The organism is Sphingomonas sp. Leaf10, from assembly GCF_001421245.1.
In the GTDB taxonomy this organism is placed as follows: Bacteria; Pseudomonadota; Alphaproteobacteria; order Sphingomonadales; family Sphingomonadaceae; genus Sphingomonas.
In genome coordinates this window covers 16,756-32,385 of sequence record NZ_LMKE01000013.1, presented here as the reverse complement: position 1 = coordinate 32,385, position 15,630 = coordinate 16,756, and the positions used below count along the sequence as shown (strand labels likewise).

Below are 15,630 nucleotides of genomic sequence, written 5' to 3'. Positions count from 1 at the left end.
TGGCCGATCGCCGCGAGCACCGCGCATTGCAGCCGGACCAGCTGCGCGGCCTTGACGGCAACAACGGCTTGCCCGGCGCGCCGGGCGCCGATGGCCGCACGCCCTACGTCCACACAGCCTATGCGAACGCGCCTGACGGCTCGGTCGACTTCACGACCGATGACGCACAGGCGCTGAACCGCCGGTACATCGGCTTGCGGACCGACTATCAGGTCGCCGACATTCAAGACCCGGCGGCCTATGTCTGGTCACTCAGCCGGGGTGCGGACGGTGCGAACGGGGTGTCACCGTTCGCGCTCGACCTCGGTAGTGCAGCGATCGTCCTGAACGCAACGTATGCCGGCGTGACGAAGCCGGGCCAGCTGCCCCGCAATGTGGCGGTGTCGGTCAAGCAAGGGACAGGCGTGTCCAGCGGTAGGCGGCCGGATCGCCGCTGTCCGGCTCGCTATAGTCGATATAGATGCCGACGAACGCTCTGCCGCCAGCATCGCCGGTGGTGAAGTTCGCATATTGTAACGCGGTCTGCGAAGCGCGCGAGCAACTGTATCGCGCCGAGGCCAAGCACCTCGAGCGCCGGTGGATTCGCCGCTTCCGCAAGTTCATCAAAGCGCGCTTCCCCGACGCGGTCTTGGTCGGAAACGGGACGGGCGAACGGTTCGGCGGCGAGCATGCCTACCTGCTCGGACGTCAAGGCGCGCGCCAGCCGCCGGATCGTCGAGCGACTGACGCTCCGCAAGGTCATGCGCTGCCAGCCGGTCGACCGCAGCTACAGTCGCGTCGTCGCCCGCTGCATGCTGCCGGACGGCCGGTCGCTCAGCTGCGCGACGATCGCCGCCGGCGCGGCCGTGCGCTGGGACCGGTACTGGCGGCGCTATCGCATGGGCGGCTGCGTCTGATGGGCGCGCTGGCCCTCCGTGATCTGCCGGACTGGCCGGCTGCCATGAACCGCGACGCGGCGCTCGCCTATACCGGCGTCGCCGAGGCGCAGCTGCGCGCGTGGGAGCGCACGGGCAAGGTCCAGTTCCGCGCCCGCGGCCCGCGCGGCGGCGCGCTGGCGCTGCGATCGGACCTCGACGCGGCGCTCGCTCACCTGTTTTCCGAACCTGCTGAGGATATGGACTTTGGCGACTGAGCGCCTGCCTCGCTATGTGACGCCGAAGAAGCTGGCGGGCGGCAAGCGCGGCTATTTCTGGACGCGCCCGTCATGGGCCAAGCCGCCAGCCGAGCGGCACGGGAAGACGTGCCCGGTCGTGTCCAGCGCGCTTGGCACCGACGTCGCGACCGCGATTACCCGCGCCAACGCGCTGAACGAGGCGCTCGACCAGTGGCGCAAGGGCGAGCAGGCCAAGCTGTCGCCCGGCTCGGTCCGCTGGCTGTTCGACTGGTACCGCAAGCTCGAGCGCTTCACCGCGCTCCGCCACAACACCCGCGCCGGCTACAAGCTGGCGATGGAGCAGGTCTGCGCGATCGAGATGCGCTCCGGCACGCTGGGGCAGCGCCGCGCGCCCGCGATCGACGCCACCGCCGCCGACAGCCTCTACAAGAAGGCGAAGGCGAAGCACGGCGACCGGCAGAGCGCCTACATGATGCAGGTATGCCGCCTCGTCTGGAACCAGGCGGTGCGGCACGGCAAGGCGACGGGGGTGAAGGAGAACCCCTTCGCCGGCATGGGCATCCAGTCGAGCAGCGGGGCAGGGCGGGGCAACCGCGCCGCCACCCGCGCCGAATACGACGCCTACCGGGCCGCCGCGCGCGCCATGGGCAAGCAGAGCATGGCGACAGCCGCGGCGATCTGCTTCGAGGCGTGCCAGCGCGTCTATGACGCCTTCGGGTTCGAGGATCCGGACAAGCGCGTCACGCGCGGGGTGACATGGGGCGGCTATGTGCCAGCCGAGCGGATCGGGCTCATCCAGTCGAAGACCGGTAACGTGGTCGACATTCCGCTCGTCGACGGCGCGGGTGAGGATCGGGTCGACCTGTATCCCGAGCTCGAGGCGGAACTGGCGCGGATGGAGCGCGGCGCCGACGACGCGCTGATCGTCCGCGATGAGCGGACCGGCAAGCCCTACACCCCCACCTATCAGGTCCAGCTGCACAGGCGGATCCGCAAGGCGGCCGGGCTGCCCGACGACTTGAAGTTCACCAGCTTCCGCCACGGCGGAATCACCGAGATCGGCGACAGCGGCACCGACGACGTGCGCGCGGTCAGCGGACACAGCACGCTCGAGGTCACGCGGATCTACAACAAGGCCAACCAGGAGAAGGCCGTCAGGATCGCCAGCCGCCGGCGCGAGCATATCGCGCTGGTCGGTGGTGGCGCGGCCGTGGGCAAGGGAGACGACGATGCTGAAGTATGAGACGGTTGAGGTCGCCGAGGGGCAGCGGTGGCGCCATCTGAAGCGTGGCACCGAATACGAGGTGCTCGGCGTCGCGGAATTGCAGGCCAGCCGCCCACAGCACGAGAATGCGGCGCTGGTCGTGTATCGCGGCGCTGACGGGAAGATATGGGCGCGTAACAGCGCGGAGTTCACCGACGGGCGGTTCGCGCTGAGCGACGCCAGCCGCACCGCCGTTTCGGCGCCTGCCGGAGATGGAGACGCAATCGAAGCGGCGGCGCGTGCTATGTGCGATCGGGTCAACGGCATTGGCGACTATGACGAGAATATTGAACAGCGCCGACCGGGGTGGACGGCACAAGCTAAAGCTGCGCTGGATGCTGCAGCGCTCGCCCGCCGGCCGGCAATGGTCGAGCCATGGAACGACCCAGTGCAGTCGAAGGAGGATTTCCTCGCTGCGATCCTCGCCCGCTCGCCCAACGGTGAAACGGTCTCCGTCAAATACCATCCGGACGGCGATTGGTCGGTGTTCGACAGCTTGCACGCAGAGATGGGGGAGCGAGAAGCGCTGACGGACCTATGCGAAGCCATGGAATACTGGTCTGGTTGCGACGACGGCGTGACACCGGACGAGGCTTCGTCAAATATCATGTCTGCTGGTGGGGCTTGGCCCGCGCTTGCCTATGAGAAGGCCCGCTCCATCATTGCCCGCCCGCGTCCGGCGGCAGCAGAGGACTTCCTGACGCAGCTTCGGCGCATCAACACCGATCGTTACCGGGCATGGGTTGGCGACGCACAAGACGCCGGCATCCTGTTCGACGCCGCCGAACTTGGCGGCGAGGTCGGCGAGTTGCTGAACGTCGTCAAGAAACTGGAACGCGAAGACCGTGGTTGGCGCGGGTCGCGTGCCGCCCCCGGAGACTTTGCCGATGAATGCGCCGACGTGCTGATCTGCCTCGACAAGCTGGCCCGCCGGAAGGGCGTAGACCTCGCAGCCGCAACGGTCGCAAAATTCAATGCGACCAGCGCGAAGGTGGACCTGCCACACCGGCTCGCCCTGCAATTCCCGCCCACGAAGGCCGAGGTGTGACACCGACCGAGCGCCTGGTGCTCGTGCGCGGCATGTCTATCGAGGGCGTCACGAAGGTGGACGCCGCCGCGCGGCTGGGCATGACCGTCTCCGGCTTCGAAAGCATGCTCTATCGGTACGAAGGGTCGACCGTGTGGCCGATCGGGCGCGCATCCGCCCGCCGGCGAACCGGTTGATGCGCCCGCGCGGAGCGGACGGCACCGTCTGCACCTGGTGCCTCGGCCACCAGCCGGCCGACTGTTACTGCCAAGGGCAGACGGATTATCCGGGGTTAGACGGCCTGAACGCCTATTCGACGCGCAGCCACGGTTGGTCACTGATCGCGCTATGCACGCTGGCTATCGAGGACGGCGACGTCGACAATGCCGTCGCCGAGGGCGCGTTCGCCACCCGCGATCGCTTGGCGGCAAAGCACGGGATGCCGGACGCAGCATGGATCGCGCGCGAGAAGCAATGGCTCCGGCCGCGCTACGAGCGCACGCAGGAGGGACGGGCGCGCTTCCGGCATCTCGACGAAGCATGGGCGGCTGATCCGGACCGTACCGAGCCATTGCCGCCCAGCTACAAGGCTGCCGTGTTCGCAGCCATGGGCAGAGCGATGCAGATGGAAATCGGCATCAGCTACCCAGCCGACAGACAGGCGCAGTGCAGTACATCGGCCTAACGATCTCCCGGCAAATACGTCGGCAACTGTAAAAATTAAGCAAGGTCGCATCTGCTATGCATCTGCGACCCGACCTATTTTTAAACTCCGACGATTATCTCAACCGACTTAGCAAGACTATCGAAAGCCATACGGAATTTGTCACGGCTAGTCTTCATAGTCGCTAAAATTACGCCCGCCTGTTCGATTTGACCGTCGGAGAGCGCAAAAAACCGGGGTGCTGTATTTCTGGGACTGGGCGATAAGCGAGTTGAAATCCGCAATGTTGATTAAATTGTAAGGAGTGTCGCTGGGATGGGCAGCGTTGAACAAGGCGGCAGAAATCGACATGTTTTGAGAATTTAGTGCTGGAACAAGTTCGTCGGTGACGGCGTGTTTGATCTTGTCGATCCAGCCTTGGAACGACATAGCCGGGTTACCGAGCCTCGGGCGATATCGCTGAGAAATGATCCCTGCGAATTTCGGAGGCGACGACGGGAATGGGTAGAGCAGGTTAGGGTTACGGAAGCTGGCGACTTGCTGGTTCCACCGCGGCAGGACCCGGGCCAAAGACGACATTGCCTGTAAGCAATAATAATCTGGCGACGTCGGAACAATGAAGAAGTCACTACTCATCAAGAAGCACTGATTCAGCGCGCCAACGCTCGGGCTCATATCGACGATGACAACGTCAATTTTGTGTTCTTCAGCTGTCATGCGGAGAAGAGCGCCGATCGAACCGGGAATGTTTTGGAGTGCAGGGATCGCCGCGCTTGTCGACAGCGCGACCGAGATCTGTGTTTCGCTTTCAGCTAGTTCGATGTTGCCCGGCAAAAGGAACAGGTTCGGATGTCCTGTCGGCGCGATGCCGGCCGGGACCAGGGGAGTTTGCGCCCCCTGCAAGATCGGCTGCAGCGCATCGCTGATGTTCCCATTCGGGTTCGCATCGTAGAAATCGCTGAAGTTCTCAATGCCGGCGAAACCCAAGACCGTCCCGGTAAGGTTGCATTGTGGATCGCCATCCACAATCAGCACCCGTTTCCCTCGCTCCGCCATGCTCCAACCGAGGTTGAAGGTCGTTGTGGTCTTACTGACCCCGCCCTTGTGATTGAACAACGAAATAACTGGAATCATTCCACCCCTCCCGCGCTTGTCAGCAGCAATTGGGGTGCGTTCTATCTTTTGGTCAACCATTAAGGCCACCCCATACGGGTTAGTTTGCACCGAAATGGATAGCGATAGAGGCCTGTTCAAACGAGGCATCGACTCGGGTACGGATCAAAAGACTCAGTCGAGAACAGATGGCGAATGTCAGAATGTGTGTCTGAACGCTTGTCAGAATGCCAAAATCATTCGGCCCGCCCCGCCGGAGAAAGTCTAGGTTTTCCGGGGGGTTCGCTGGCTCCCTGAGTAGGATTCGAACCTACGGCCGCTCGATTAACAGTCGAGAGCTCTACCGCTGAGCTATCAGGGAACAACTGCGAGGCCGCGTCTCTACCAGCGGAATCGGGCTTTGCAAGCGGTTATTTTCGGATTTTTGGAAGAATGCCGGAAGGGGGCGGTTTTCTGCGGATTTTCGGCGCGGAAAAGGATTGGGTTCACGCAAAGGGTGCGAAGAAGAAGGTAAATTCTCGCGCAGAGGCGCGGAGGCGCGGAGAGGATGCGCATTGGGCGGGCCGCCCGTGAACGGAAGACCGATTGAAGCTGGCAAGGGGGAATGAGGCCGCTGGCGCGGGGAAGGGCTGCGTCGAACCCAACCGCTTTGCGCCTCCGCGCCTCCGCGCGAACCAATTTCTTCTTCGAGCCCGAAGCCTACCCCGCAAACTGCTCCATGGTGATCCGGTCATCCAGCGCATGTTCGGGATCGAACAACAGCGTCAGGTCGCGCACGCGGTCGATCGCGATATCGACCTGCGCCACGTCGCGCACCTCGCGCTGGTCGGCGACCGCCGATACCGGGCGCTTCTCCGGCTCCAGCACCTTGAGCGTGATCCGCGCCTTGTCGGGCAGGATCGCGCCACGCCAGCGCCGGGGGCGGAACGGGCTGATCGGGGTCAGCGCCAGCATTGCCGATCCCATCGGCAGGATCGGACCATTGGCGGACAGGTTGTACGCCGTCGACCCGGCCGGCGTCGCGGCGAGGATGCCGTCGCATACCAGTTCGGGCATCACCACCCGGTCGTTGACCGCTACTTCCAGCTTCGCCGTCTGCCGCGTCTCGCGCAGCAGCGAAACTTCGTTGATCGCGGGCAGCACGCGCAGCTCGCCGTCCATCGTCGTCGCAGTCATCGTCAGCGGCGATACCCGGAACGGCTTGGCCCGGCCCAATCGCCGCTCCAGCTCATCCATCCGCCACTCGTTCATCAGGAACCCGACCGTGCCGAGGTTCATGCCGAACACCGGTACCGTCCGCCGCCGCTCCAGCAGCATGTGCAGCACCTGCAACAGGAACCCGTCCCCGCCCAGTGCCACGATCAGGTCGGCATCCTCGACGCCGCGAAACTCGTAGCGGGCGCGCAGCGTCTCCTCGGCGGCCCGCGCCTGCGCCGTCGGCGATGCGAGCAGGGCGAGGCGCGTCATCCGCCGGTGACGCTCATGTGACGGGCGACGGCGGGGGCAGCCCCAGCCTCGATACGGAAATCATGCGCGGCGGGCTTGCGCGGCAAGGCGGCGTCGAGCGCGGCATCGACCGCCTCCAGCCCGCCGGTGCGGAGCGCCTCCTTCAGATCGACATGATCGTCATGGCCGAGGCACAGATACAGCTTGCCCTCGGTCGTCAGCCGGATGCGGTTGCACCCCGCACAGAAATTCGCGGTCAGCGGCGATATCAGCCCCAGCCGGTTGCCATGCTCCCCGACCCGCCAGTACCGCGCCGGCCCGCCGGTACGGTGCGTGTCGCGGGTCAGCGTGAAACGCTGCGACAGCGTATCGAACACCCGCGTCAACGGCACGAAGCGATCGGTGCGGTCCTCGTCGATCGCGCCCAGCGGCATCGTTTCGATCAGCGACAGGTCATGCCCCTCGCGCCCGCACCAGTCGAGCATGTCGCCGACCTGATCCTCGTTCAGCCCCTTCAGGACGACCATGTTGATCTTGACGGCGATGCCCGCCTCCCGCGCAGCGGCGATGCCATCGATCACCTGCGCAACATCACCGTGGCGCGTGACATAGCGGAAGGTGGCGGGATCGAGGCTGTCGAGGCTGACATTGATCCGGCGAATACCGGCATCGGCCAGTGCCGGCGCATGGTCGCGCAGCCGTGTGGCGTTGGTCGTCATGGTCAGCTCGTCAAGGCCGCCTCCGACCATCCGCCCCAGCCGCTGGCACAATTCGGTCACGCCCCGCCGCACCAGCGGCTCGCCGCCCGACAGCCGGATCTTGTCGATCCCGCGTGCGACGAACCGCTCGGCGATCAGCGCGATTTCCTCAAGGCTCAATACCTTGGCACGCGGCAGGAAGGTCATCGCCTCCGCCATGCAATACCGACAACGCAGGTCGCAGCGATCGGTAACGGATATCCGCAGGTAGCGAATGGTGCGGCCATGCGCGTCGATCAGGTTGGGGGCGCAGGACATTATGCGCCAAGTTAGGAGCGGATGCGGGGGAGGACAAGGCGCAGGCGGTCCGGGAACGCTGGATGCATCCATGCCGCATCGTTCGGGCGACGGCCGCCGCCGCAAACGCGCATCGCACGCATGGTATGCGTTGCCCGGCAGCCAGCCTCTTATCATACCCCTGCGCCGAGGTTTTCCCTCCTCGGGGGGCAGGGCGACCCGACCCCTCCGTCCGCCACCGAACCATACAAGCTGTCCATTGCCGCCGCGCCGGCCGCCTCATACAATCGCGGAATGACGGGGGGCATGACCGGTTGGCAGGGTGAGGACGCCGCGCGACAGCGCGCGCTGTTCCTGTTGTCGTTCCGGCAGCGCGACGAATTGGCCGCGATCCTGTCGCGGGGCGGCTGGCATGTCGTCGCTGCCCGACGGGCGGAGGGGTTGCGGCAGCGCGTCGCCGCCAGCGGTGCCGCGATCACCATCATCGACGCGCGGGGCGCGGTGGAGGCGGGGATCGCCGCTACCGCCGAACTGGCGCAGGTCGCCGGTCATGGCGATGCGCTGGTGGTCCTGCTCTCGCGCAACGACAGCGACCGGCTGGGCGAACTGCACGATGCCGGCGCGACCCATCTGCTCGTCAGTCCGATCGCTGCGGAGGTGCTGCTGCAGGCGGTGCGCTCGGCCGAGCGTCATGTCGTGCGCATGGGCGGGGGCTGGCACGATCCGCAGGCCGGCGGCGGTGCCGCGCTCGGCTGGCGGCACGACGATGAACGCGGCACGCTGCAACTGACCCCGGCATTGGCGCAGGCGACCGGTCTGCCCGAACTCGGATCTTCGCGCGCGGCGCTGCGCACGATCGGGCGGGCGGGGCGGCGGACCGCGCTGAACGCGATCCGGCGGCTGGGCGATACGCTGCCCGCCACCGCCTTCGCCCATGATCTGCCGGGGCTGGGGCGGGCGGTGCAGCATGTCGCGCGCGATCCGCATACCCACCGGCTGCACGCCCTGGTCGAACCGCTCGCGCGGATCGGCGATATCGGGGCGGCGGTGCGCGAGGCGCTGGGGTCGGTACGCGACCTGGCGGGCGCGCGCGCATGGCTCGACCGCCGCATCCTTGCCGGCGAACGGCCGGGCGTACGGATGCTGACCGTCGCCGGGATCGATGCGGTCAACCGGCAACAGGGGCGCGGCGCGGGGGATACCCTGTTGCGCGCGGTCGAGCGGCGGATCGAACGTGCGGTGCGTGACGCCGGGGTGGCGCGCGCGGCGCTGGCGCGGCTGGGTGGCGCCGACTTTGCGGTGCTGCTGCCGCATGGGGCAGATGCCGGGCTCGACACCGCGCTGGCGCAGGCGCTGGCCCGGCCGTTCGTCGCCGGCAGCGTGATGGTGACGCTGACGCTGCAACAGGCCTATGGCATGGTCCACGCCGATGAGGATGGCGGGGCGTTGCTGCACCGGGTCGGCAGCGGCCTGTCCGGCAGTACGGCCGATCAGGCGCAGGCCCACCGTCCCGTCGACGAAGTCGAATCGCTGGCATCGGAAATCCTGCGCGCGATCGATCGCGGCGAGATCGGCATTCGGTTCCAGCCGCAGGTCCACCTGCTGTCCGGCGCGATCGTCGGGGTCGAGGCGCTGGCGCGCTGGGACCATCCCGATCGCGGCGAACTGGGCGCCGAACTGCTCTTCGCCGCCGCCGCCCGGGCCGGGCTGGTCGAGGCGCTGTCGGGGCACGTCCAGCACCGCGCGCTGCGCATCGCCGCCGGCTGGGCGGCGCCGCTGTCCGGCCTGCGCCTGTCGATCAACGTCACGGCCGAGGATATCGCCCATGCCGATTTCGCCGATACGCTGCTGGCGCGCGCCGATGCCAGCCGCTTCCCGCGCGACCGGCTGACCGTCGAGATCACTGAAAGCGGGTTGATCGCCGAACTTGGCGAGGCTGCGGGGCTGCTGGCGACGCTGCGCGCGGCGGGATGCCGGGTCGCGATCGATGATTTCGGCACCGGCTATTCCAGCCTCGCCTATCTGAAGGCGCTGCCGCTGGACTATCTCAAGCTCGACCGGCGGATGACGCAGGATATCCTCGGGTCGCATCGCGACCGGGTGGTGGTGCGCGGCGTCATCGACATGGCGCGCTCGCTCGACCTGACGATCATCGCCGAGGGGGTCGAGACGGTCGAACAACGCGACGCGCTCGCGACCGAAGGCTGCCAATTATATCAGGGATTCCTGTGCGCCGGACCGCTCACCGTCCCGGCGCTGGAAAAGCTGCTCGATCAATAACGCGCGATCAACAGGTCGGCCGTTTCGATCGCGGCGCGCTTGCCCGACATCAGATCGGCGATCACCGCCGCCGATCCGCACGCCATCGTCCATCCGAGCGTCCCGTGCCCGGTGTTCAGGAACAGGTTGCCGAATTTGGTCGGCCCCAGCACCGGCGTGCTGTCGGGTGTCATCGGACGCAGCCCGCTCCAGAAACTCGCCCGCGACGTATCGCCCGCTCCCGGGAACAGGCTGCCCAGCGAATATTCCAGCGTCGCCCGTCGTGCTTCGGGCAAATCGTTGTTGAACCCCGAAATCTCCGCCATGCCGCCGACGCGGATGCGGTCGCCCAGCCGGGTGATCGCCACCTTGTAACTCTCGTCGAGCAGCGTCGACACCGGCGCGCGGGCTTCGTCGACGATCGGCACGGTGATCGAATAACCCTTCACCGGATAGACCGGCACCCGCATTCCCAGCGGCGCCACCAGCTTCGGCGAGAAACTGCCCATCGCCACCAGATACGCGTCGCCGGTCACCGTCCCGGCATCGGTCTCGACCCCGGTGATCCGGTCGCCCTGTCGTACCAGTCGCTGGATCGTCGTCCCCATGCGGAACTCGACCCCGGCATCCGCCGCCATCTGCGCCAGCGTGTTGGTGAACTTGAAGCAATCGCCGGTCTCGTCGCCCGGCAGGCGCAGGCCGCCCGCCAATGGCTGGTTACTCCCGGCCAGTCCCGGCTCGGCGGCGATGCACCCGGCGCGGTCGAGCACCTCATAGGCGACGCCGTCGGCCTTCAGCACCGCGATATCCTTGTCGATTCCGGCCAGCTGCTTCTCTTCGCGGAACAGTTGCAGCGTCCCCTGCGACCGCTCGTCATAGGAAATGCCGGTCGCGCCGCGCAGCTCGATCAGCTTGTCGCGGCTATATTCGGCCAGCCGCACCATCCGCGCCTTGTTCACCGCATAGTCGCGCGCGTTGCAGTTGCCGAGCATCGCCACCAGCCAGCGCAGCATCGCCAGGTCGAATTGCGGCCGCAGGATCAGCGGGGCATGTTCCATGAACAGCCACTTCACCGCCTTGGCCGGAATGCCCGGCGCGGCCCAGGGCGAGGCATAGCCCGGCGAAATCTCCCCGGCATTGGCGAAGCTGGTCTCCAGCGCCGGCCCCGCCTGCCGGTCGATCACCACGACCTCATGGCCCGCCTGTGCCAGATACCATGCCGAGGTGACGCCGATCACCCCCGCGCCCAGGATCACGACGCGCATTGCACTGCCCCCTCTTGCTGTACGCCCAAGATCCGGCGCGCATGGCGGTGGCGCAGCCCGGTCAGGATTTCATAGGCGATCGTCCCCGCATCCTCGGCGACCTTGTCGATCGTCTGGTGCGGTCCGATCAATTCGGCATGGCCCGCCGCCGCCAGCACGTCCGCCGGCACGTCGGTCACGTCGATGCAGATGCTGTCCATCGACACCCGCCCGGCGATCGGCGCACGATGGCCGCCGACATAGGCCGCCCCCCGATTGCTCAGCGACCGCGGCCAGCCATCGGCATAGCCATAGGACAGCGTCGCGATCCGCCGGTCATGCGCCGCGACCGAGGTCAGGCCGTACCCGACCCCGGTCCCCGCCGGTACGTCGCGCCACTGCGCGATCCGCGCGTCGAGCGACACCACCGGCCGCATCGGATTGTCGCGCCCCATCTGCGGCGCCGCGCCGTACAGCGCGATCCCCGGCCGCACCAGATCGCCATGAAACCCGGCGCCGAGAAACGCCCCGCCCGAATTGGCGAGCGAACGGGGGGCAGGTGGCAGCATCGCCGCCAGTTCCGCAAACCGCGCCCGCTGTGCCGCATTGGCCGCCGCATCCGGTTCGTCGCCGCACGCCAGATGGCTCATGATCAGCACGATATCGAGATCGACCAGCGGTCCGCCGTCGGCTGCCAATGCCGCGACGTCGCCGGGGGACAGGCCCAGCCGCGACATGCCGCTGTCGACCTGCACCGCCGCCGGCAGCCGTCGCCCGACGATCCGCGCCGCCGCCGCCCAGCGGGCGATGTCCGCCGGACAGTTCAACACCGGCACCGCATCCGCCGCGATCAGCGCCGCTTCCTCGCCCGGCGCAATGCCGTTCAGCACGAACAACCGCGAATCGATCGGCAATGACGGCCGGAGCGCGCTCGCCTCTCCGGTCAGCGCAACGAAAAAATCGCGGCACCCCGCGCCATAGAGCGCTCCGACGACCAGCGCCGCACCCAGCCCATAGCCATCGGCCTTCACCACCCCCGCGACCCGCGCCGGCGCGACCGTCTCCGCGACGATCCGGTAGTTGGTGGCCAGCGCGTTCAGGTCGACGGTCAGCGTCATAAGCGGTATCGTCTCCATTGCGGATCTTAATGCGGATTTACGTGCAAAATGTGCGTTTGTGGCGCAGGATTGTCGATAATAGCTCGTTCGCGCAACGTCGTGCGGTATGAAAGCAACATTGCATGAACCTCGACGCGATCGACCGCAAATTGCTCAACCTGCTCCGGCTTGATGCCCGCCGGACCAACAACGCCCTCGCGGCGGAGGTCGGCCTGTCGCCATCGGCCTGCCTGCGCCGGGTGCGGCTGCTGGAGGATGCCGGCGTCATTCGCGGCTACACCGTCGTCACCCGCGCCGACCCCGGCGATCACGGCGCGACTGTGATCGTACAGGTGACGCTGGAGCGACAGACCGAGGAATATCTCTCCCGCTTCGAAGCGGCGGTGCGCCGCCATGCCGAAATTCAGGAATGTTGGCTGATGACCGGCCAGTCCGATTACTGGCTGCGCGTTGCGGTGGAGTCGGCGGCGGCGTACGAGGCGCTGCACACCGATATCCTCTCGCGGCTGCCCGGCGTGACGCGGATCAATTCGAGTTTCGCGATGCGCAATGCGCTGATGCCACGGCGGCGGGGGTAGGGGTTACGCCACACCCCCGTTCGCGCGAGTCTCCGTTCGTCCTGAGTAGCCATTGAGCTTGTCGAAAGGGCGTATCGAAGGACAGTCCGAGGCGTGTGCTTCGATACGGGTCTTCGACAAGCTCAGCCCCTACTCAGCACGAACGGAATGAATTTCCCATCCCCGCGAGACCTGACCAACTCAACTTTTTCCCGTTCGGTTCGAGCAGCTTCGAGCGAAGTCGAGAAGCGTCCGTCGAGAACGCCTCTCTTGGGCACCACCTTCTCGACTACGGTTCTCTACAGGCTCGAACCTGCGCTCGAAGCGAACGGGAATGGGGAAAGGGAAGGCGGAGAGGATCCCCTACCGCAACCGAGCCAGTTTCTCCGCCGTCCGCACATCATGCGCGACCACCGCGCCGCTCAACCGCTCGATCAGTCCGAGCAACCCGCCACCACGCACCGCGCTGTCCGGCGCCAGCAACTCGCTGCCCCATTCGCGGGCCAGTGCCTCGATCTGGCCCGAGCGGTCGACCGTCACCGACCGGAACGGCAGAAATGTCGCGGGCGACGCGAACCGGTCCGCACCGGCTTGGGTCGTCGGATCGACCAGGATCGCCCCGGCGACGCGCTGCACATAATGGCTGGGCGACAACCGCGCCCACCATGCCGCCGCACGACAGCCGGCGCCATGCGCCAACAGGATAACCTGCCGATCCGCCTCGCCCACGAAGCGATCGATCCGCGCGCCCAGCAAATTGCGATCGCCATCGGTTTCGCGACCAAGCGGCAGCAGCGTCGCGCGCAACCGCTCGATCGCCTCGCCTAGCGCGGGCGGAGGCGGTCCATCGAACAGCGCAAGGACCGAACAGCGGGCAGCGGCGATGGCGACCATGATTTCGTCTCCCGTTCAGGATCTCGACAGGAAAGCTAACACAGCGCTCAACCTGCGCAACGGCGGAAAGGTTGCGGGGCGGCAAAGCGACGCTTGGCCACCGCGAACCGTGCACCACGCGATCGCCCGGGTTACGGTATCTTTACGGAAACCGGTCCATTTCCGCGACAACAAACGCTTGCAGGCGCATGGATCACATGAACAACGTCATTCCCCCTGCCGGCGATGGTCGCTGGCACGATTTGCTGTCGGGGCACGCCCGGCCGGGTTATCGCTGCCTCGCGCTGCGCATCCTGATGATTCGCCTGACCCATGCCTATCAGCATCCAGATGCGAACCGGCCGGCGGTAATCGAGGAACTGCGCACCTTCTTCGCCGACAATATGCGCTTCGCTGCCGAAGACTTTCAGACGATTTTTGCAGGAGCGGCCCGATGAACCGCCTTTTCCCCGACGCCGCCCGCTCGCTCTTTTCGGTGGCGGAGGTCGCGGCGATGATCGACGCTGGCGAGGCGCTGATCCTCGCGGCCGAGGAAGCGCCGCTCTCCGCTCTGCCGCGCGGCAACTGGATCGGCGGCACCAGTCCATTCTTCATGAGTCATGAGGTCGGTGGCACCTTCGACCGCGATCGCATCCTCGTTCAGAAACTGCCCGACATCGCCACCATCGCGTGGGCCGGGCTGCTCGACCGCGCTTCGCTGCCGACCATGGCCGAACGTGGTGCCGGCAATGGCTATACCATCGTGCTGATGCCGGGGCAGAGCGCGATCCAGCAGGATTTTGCGCTGCACAGCCTGGAATGGCCGGGCATGTTCGCCCGCCCGCTGGCCGGATGGGTCACCGGGGTCGCGAACGATCGCATTGGCATCGACGTGCCGAAGGTATTCGATGGCCGCACCGGCACCGCATCGACCGATAAGGCGCTGGTGCTGCACGTCGCGCTGCCCGACGATGCCTTTGCGCGGATCGATATCGTCAACCTCTTCGTCCCGGATACCGACGGCCCGGCACTGACCTTTGGCGAGGTCGGCGACGAACCGGCCTTCACCGTCGAATGGGCGAAGGTCGATGGCGTGCCGACGCGGCTGGTCGACCACATCGCCGCCCATGGCATCGACACCCGGTTGCCGCTGGTCGCCGACTATAATGGCGCGATGGTCAATGTCGCGACGCAGTGGGTCGACACCGACCGGGGCCAGGTCAATTTCTTCGCGCCCGTCCATCCCGGCATGGAATATCGCTTCGCCCGGCCGATCGACGATTATGAACGCCTGTTCGCCGAACAGCTGGGCACGCCGCGTGGCGAGATCGTGTTCAGTTGCAACTGCGTGCTGAACTATGCCTATGCCGGACTGGAGGGGCGGCATACCTCGGGTCTGACCGGGCCGATGTCGTTCGGCGAAATCGCCTATATGCTGATGACCCAGACACTGGTGTACGTGACCGTCGATCGCGACGGACCGGTCACAATGGCAGCGCAGTCGTCGACTTGACCTCCTCCAGCACCGCATAGGTCCGCGTCTCGCGCACCCCCGGTACGGTCGTCAGCGTCCGGCCGAGGAACGCGCGATACGCCGCCATATCGGCCATGCGAACCTTCAACAAATAGTCGAAACCGCCCGCAACCATATGACATTCCAACACTTCCGGCAGGTCGCGGACGTGATGGGCAAAAGCGGTGAAGACGTCGTCGGTCGTGCGGTCGAGCAGCACTTCGATGAACACCAGCAGCGACCGGTCGAGCTTTGCCGGGTCGAGCAGCGCCGCATAGCCGCGAATGACCCCGCCCTCGCGCAACCGCCGGACGCGTTCGAAACAGGCGGCGGGCGATATGCCGCACTGGCTGGCCAGCGCCTGATTGGTGATGCGCCCGTCGCCTTGCAGAACGCGCAGCAGTTTCCGGTCGGTCTGGTCCATAGAACGTCGTCCTCCCCTC

The 15,630-nt window shown here is 66.3% G+C and carries 17 protein-coding genes and 1 tRNA gene; 10 read left to right on the top strand and 8 right to left on the bottom strand.

Annotated elements, in window-relative coordinates; all coding sequences use genetic code 11:
* The first annotated feature begins 26 nt into the window (after nucleotides 1-26).
* Genes ASE59_RS10815 through ASE59_RS10790 form a run of 6 tightly spaced genes read left to right on the top strand, consistent with a single transcriptional unit; the run spans nucleotide 27 to nucleotide 4,090 of the window.
* The gene (locus ASE59_RS10815; protein ID WP_056455960.1) at nucleotides 27-500 is read left to right on the top strand and encodes a hypothetical protein; all 474 of its coding nucleotides are present in this window, start codon (nucleotides 27-29) and stop codon (nucleotides 498-500) included.
* Nucleotides 461-1,132: a hypothetical protein gene (locus ASE59_RS20700; protein ID WP_235515730.1), complete on the top strand. Its 672-nt coding sequence runs from the start codon at nucleotides 461-463 to the stop codon at nucleotides 1,130-1,132. Before ASE59_RS10815 ends, ASE59_RS20700 begins: the two co-directional genes overlap by 40 nt.
* 16 nt (nucleotides 1,133-1,148) lie before the next feature.
* Nucleotides 1,149-2,357, top strand: a complete 1,209-nt coding sequence (locus tag ASE59_RS10805) for a hypothetical protein (protein WP_162235307.1) — start codon at nucleotides 1,149-1,151, stop codon at nucleotides 2,355-2,357.
* The gene (locus ASE59_RS10800) at nucleotides 2,344-3,426 is read left to right on the top strand and encodes a MazG-like family protein (RefSeq protein WP_056455956.1); all 1,083 of its coding nucleotides are present in this window, start codon (nucleotides 2,344-2,346) and stop codon (nucleotides 3,424-3,426) included. The genes ASE59_RS10805 and ASE59_RS10800 overlap by 14 nt, the downstream gene beginning before the upstream one ends.
* Nucleotides 3,423-3,602, top strand: a complete 180-nt coding sequence (locus ASE59_RS20110) for a hypothetical protein (RefSeq protein WP_056455955.1) — start codon at nucleotides 3,423-3,425, stop codon at nucleotides 3,600-3,602. The genes ASE59_RS10800 and ASE59_RS20110 overlap by 4 nt, the downstream gene beginning before the upstream one ends.
* A complete protein-coding gene (locus tag ASE59_RS10790) occupies nucleotides 3,560-4,090 on the top strand; it encodes a hypothetical protein (RefSeq protein WP_156360032.1) in 531 nt (176 codons plus the stop codon). The genes ASE59_RS20110 and ASE59_RS10790 overlap by 43 nt, the downstream gene beginning before the upstream one ends.
* Before the next feature lie 147 nt (nucleotides 4,091-4,237).
* On the opposite strand, the gene ASE59_RS10785 is transcribed toward ASE59_RS10790, so the two are convergent.
* From ASE59_RS10785 to moaA, 4 genes are all read right to left on the bottom strand, one after another.
* A complete protein-coding gene (locus tag ASE59_RS10785) occupies nucleotides 4,238-5,263 on the bottom strand; it encodes a ParA family protein (RefSeq protein ID WP_200913240.1) in 1,026 nt (341 codons plus the stop codon).
* A 205-nt stretch (nucleotides 5,264-5,468) separates the two neighbouring features.
* A tRNA-Asn gene (locus ASE59_RS10780) sits at nucleotides 5,469-5,543 on the bottom strand.
* Nucleotides 5,544-5,881: 338 nt separating this feature from the next.
* A complete protein-coding gene (locus tag ASE59_RS10775; RefSeq protein WP_056455951.1) occupies nucleotides 5,882-6,649 on the bottom strand; it encodes an NAD kinase in 768 nt (255 codons plus the stop codon).
* Entirely contained in the window at nucleotides 6,646-7,644 is a 999-nt protein-coding gene (gene moaA, locus ASE59_RS10770) for a GTP 3',8-cyclase MoaA (RefSeq protein WP_056455950.1), read from the bottom strand. Before moaA ends, ASE59_RS10775 begins: the two co-directional genes overlap by 4 nt.
* A 285-nt stretch (nucleotides 7,645-7,929) precedes the next feature.
* On the opposite strand from moaA, the gene ASE59_RS10765 reads away from it, so the two are divergent.
* A complete protein-coding gene (locus tag ASE59_RS10765; protein WP_200913238.1) occupies nucleotides 7,930-9,903 on the top strand; it encodes an EAL domain-containing protein in 1,974 nt (657 codons plus the stop codon).
* On the opposite strand, the gene ASE59_RS10760 is transcribed toward ASE59_RS10765, so the two are convergent.
* The gene (locus tag ASE59_RS10760; RefSeq protein WP_056455946.1) at nucleotides 9,897-11,147 is read right to left on the bottom strand and encodes a D-amino acid dehydrogenase; all 1,251 of its coding nucleotides are present in this window, start codon (nucleotides 11,145-11,147) and stop codon (nucleotides 9,897-9,899) included. The two genes, ASE59_RS10765 and ASE59_RS10760, sit on opposite strands and share 7 nt — an antisense overlap.
* Nucleotides 11,135-12,244: an alanine racemase gene (gene alr / locus ASE59_RS10755; protein WP_156360031.1), complete on the bottom strand. Its 1,110-nt coding sequence runs from the start codon at nucleotides 12,242-12,244 to the stop codon at nucleotides 11,135-11,137. Before alr ends, ASE59_RS10760 begins: the two co-directional genes overlap by 13 nt.
* A gap of 122 nt (nucleotides 12,245-12,366) precedes the next feature.
* Here alr and ASE59_RS10750 point away from each other — a divergent pair, with 122 nt between their 5' ends.
* A complete protein-coding gene (locus ASE59_RS10750) occupies nucleotides 12,367-12,822 on the top strand; it encodes an Lrp/AsnC family transcriptional regulator (protein ID WP_056455942.1) in 456 nt (151 codons plus the stop codon).
* Between the two features lie 342 nt (nucleotides 12,823-13,164).
* Here ASE59_RS10750 and ASE59_RS10745 read toward each other — a convergent pair whose 3' ends face one another.
* Nucleotides 13,165-13,695 carry an alpha/beta hydrolase gene (locus ASE59_RS10745; RefSeq protein WP_056455940.1) on the bottom strand — a complete coding sequence of 177 codons (531 nt, stop codon included), beginning with the start codon at nucleotides 13,693-13,695 and terminating at the stop codon, nucleotides 13,165-13,167.
* A 188-nt stretch (nucleotides 13,696-13,883) separates the two neighbouring features.
* Between ASE59_RS10745 and ASE59_RS10740 the strand changes: the two genes are divergently transcribed.
* The gene (locus ASE59_RS10740) at nucleotides 13,884-14,132 is read left to right on the top strand and encodes a hypothetical protein (RefSeq protein ID WP_235515729.1); all 249 of its coding nucleotides are present in this window, start codon (nucleotides 13,884-13,886) and stop codon (nucleotides 14,130-14,132) included.
* Entirely contained in the window at nucleotides 14,129-15,187 is a 1,059-nt protein-coding gene (locus ASE59_RS10735) for a DUF6976 family protein (protein ID WP_056455937.1), read from the top strand. The genes ASE59_RS10740 and ASE59_RS10735 overlap by 4 nt, the downstream gene beginning before the upstream one ends.
* On the opposite strand, the gene ASE59_RS10730 is transcribed toward ASE59_RS10735, so the two are convergent.
* Nucleotides 15,159-15,611, bottom strand: coding sequence for an Lrp/AsnC ligand binding domain-containing protein (locus ASE59_RS10730; protein ID WP_056455935.1), 453 nt, complete (start codon nucleotides 15,609-15,611; stop codon nucleotides 15,159-15,161). The genes ASE59_RS10735 and ASE59_RS10730 overlap by 29 nt on opposite strands.
* Nucleotides 15,612-15,630 lie beyond the last annotated feature (19 nt).

Coding starts and splice junctions, on each gene's coding strand:
- alr (WP_156360031.1), bottom strand. CDS start 12,244: ATGACGCTGACCGTCGACCTGAACGCGCTGGCCACCAACTACCGGATC.
- ASE59_RS10760 (WP_056455946.1), bottom strand. CDS start 11,147: ATGCGCGTCGTGATCCTGGGCGCGGGGGTGATCGGCGTCACCTCGGCA.
- ASE59_RS10745 (WP_056455940.1), bottom strand. CDS start 13,695: ATGGTCGCCATCGCCGCTGCCCGCTGTTCGGTCCTTGCGCTGTTCGAT.
- ASE59_RS10740 (WP_235515729.1), top strand. CDS start 13,884: ATGGATCACATGAACAACGTCATTCCCCCTGCCGGCGATGGTCGCTGG.
- ASE59_RS10735 (WP_056455937.1), top strand. CDS start 14,129: ATGAACCGCCTTTTCCCCGACGCCGCCCGCTCGCTCTTTTCGGTGGCG.
- moaA (WP_056455950.1), bottom strand. CDS start 7,644: ATGTCCTGCGCCCCCAACCTGATCGACGCGCATGGCCGCACCATTCGC.
- ASE59_RS10730 (WP_056455935.1), bottom strand. CDS start 15,611: ATGGACCAGACCGACCGGAAACTGCTGCGCGTTCTGCAAGGCGACGGG.
- ASE59_RS10785 (WP_200913240.1), bottom strand. CDS start 5,263: ATGGTTGACCAAAAGATAGAACGCACCCCAATTGCTGCTGACAAGCGC.
- ASE59_RS10800 (WP_056455956.1), top strand. CDS start 2,344: ATGCTGAAGTATGAGACGGTTGAGGTCGCCGAGGGGCAGCGGTGGCGC.
- ASE59_RS20700 (WP_235515730.1), top strand. CDS start 461: ATGCCGACGAACGCTCTGCCGCCAGCATCGCCGGTGGTGAAGTTCGCA.
- ASE59_RS10775 (WP_056455951.1), bottom strand. CDS start 6,649: ATGACGCGCCTCGCCCTGCTCGCATCGCCGACGGCGCAGGCGCGGGCC.
- ASE59_RS10750 (WP_056455942.1), top strand. CDS start 12,367: ATGAACCTCGACGCGATCGACCGCAAATTGCTCAACCTGCTCCGGCTT.
- ASE59_RS10765 (WP_200913238.1), top strand. CDS start 7,930: ATGACCGGTTGGCAGGGTGAGGACGCCGCGCGACAGCGCGCGCTGTTC.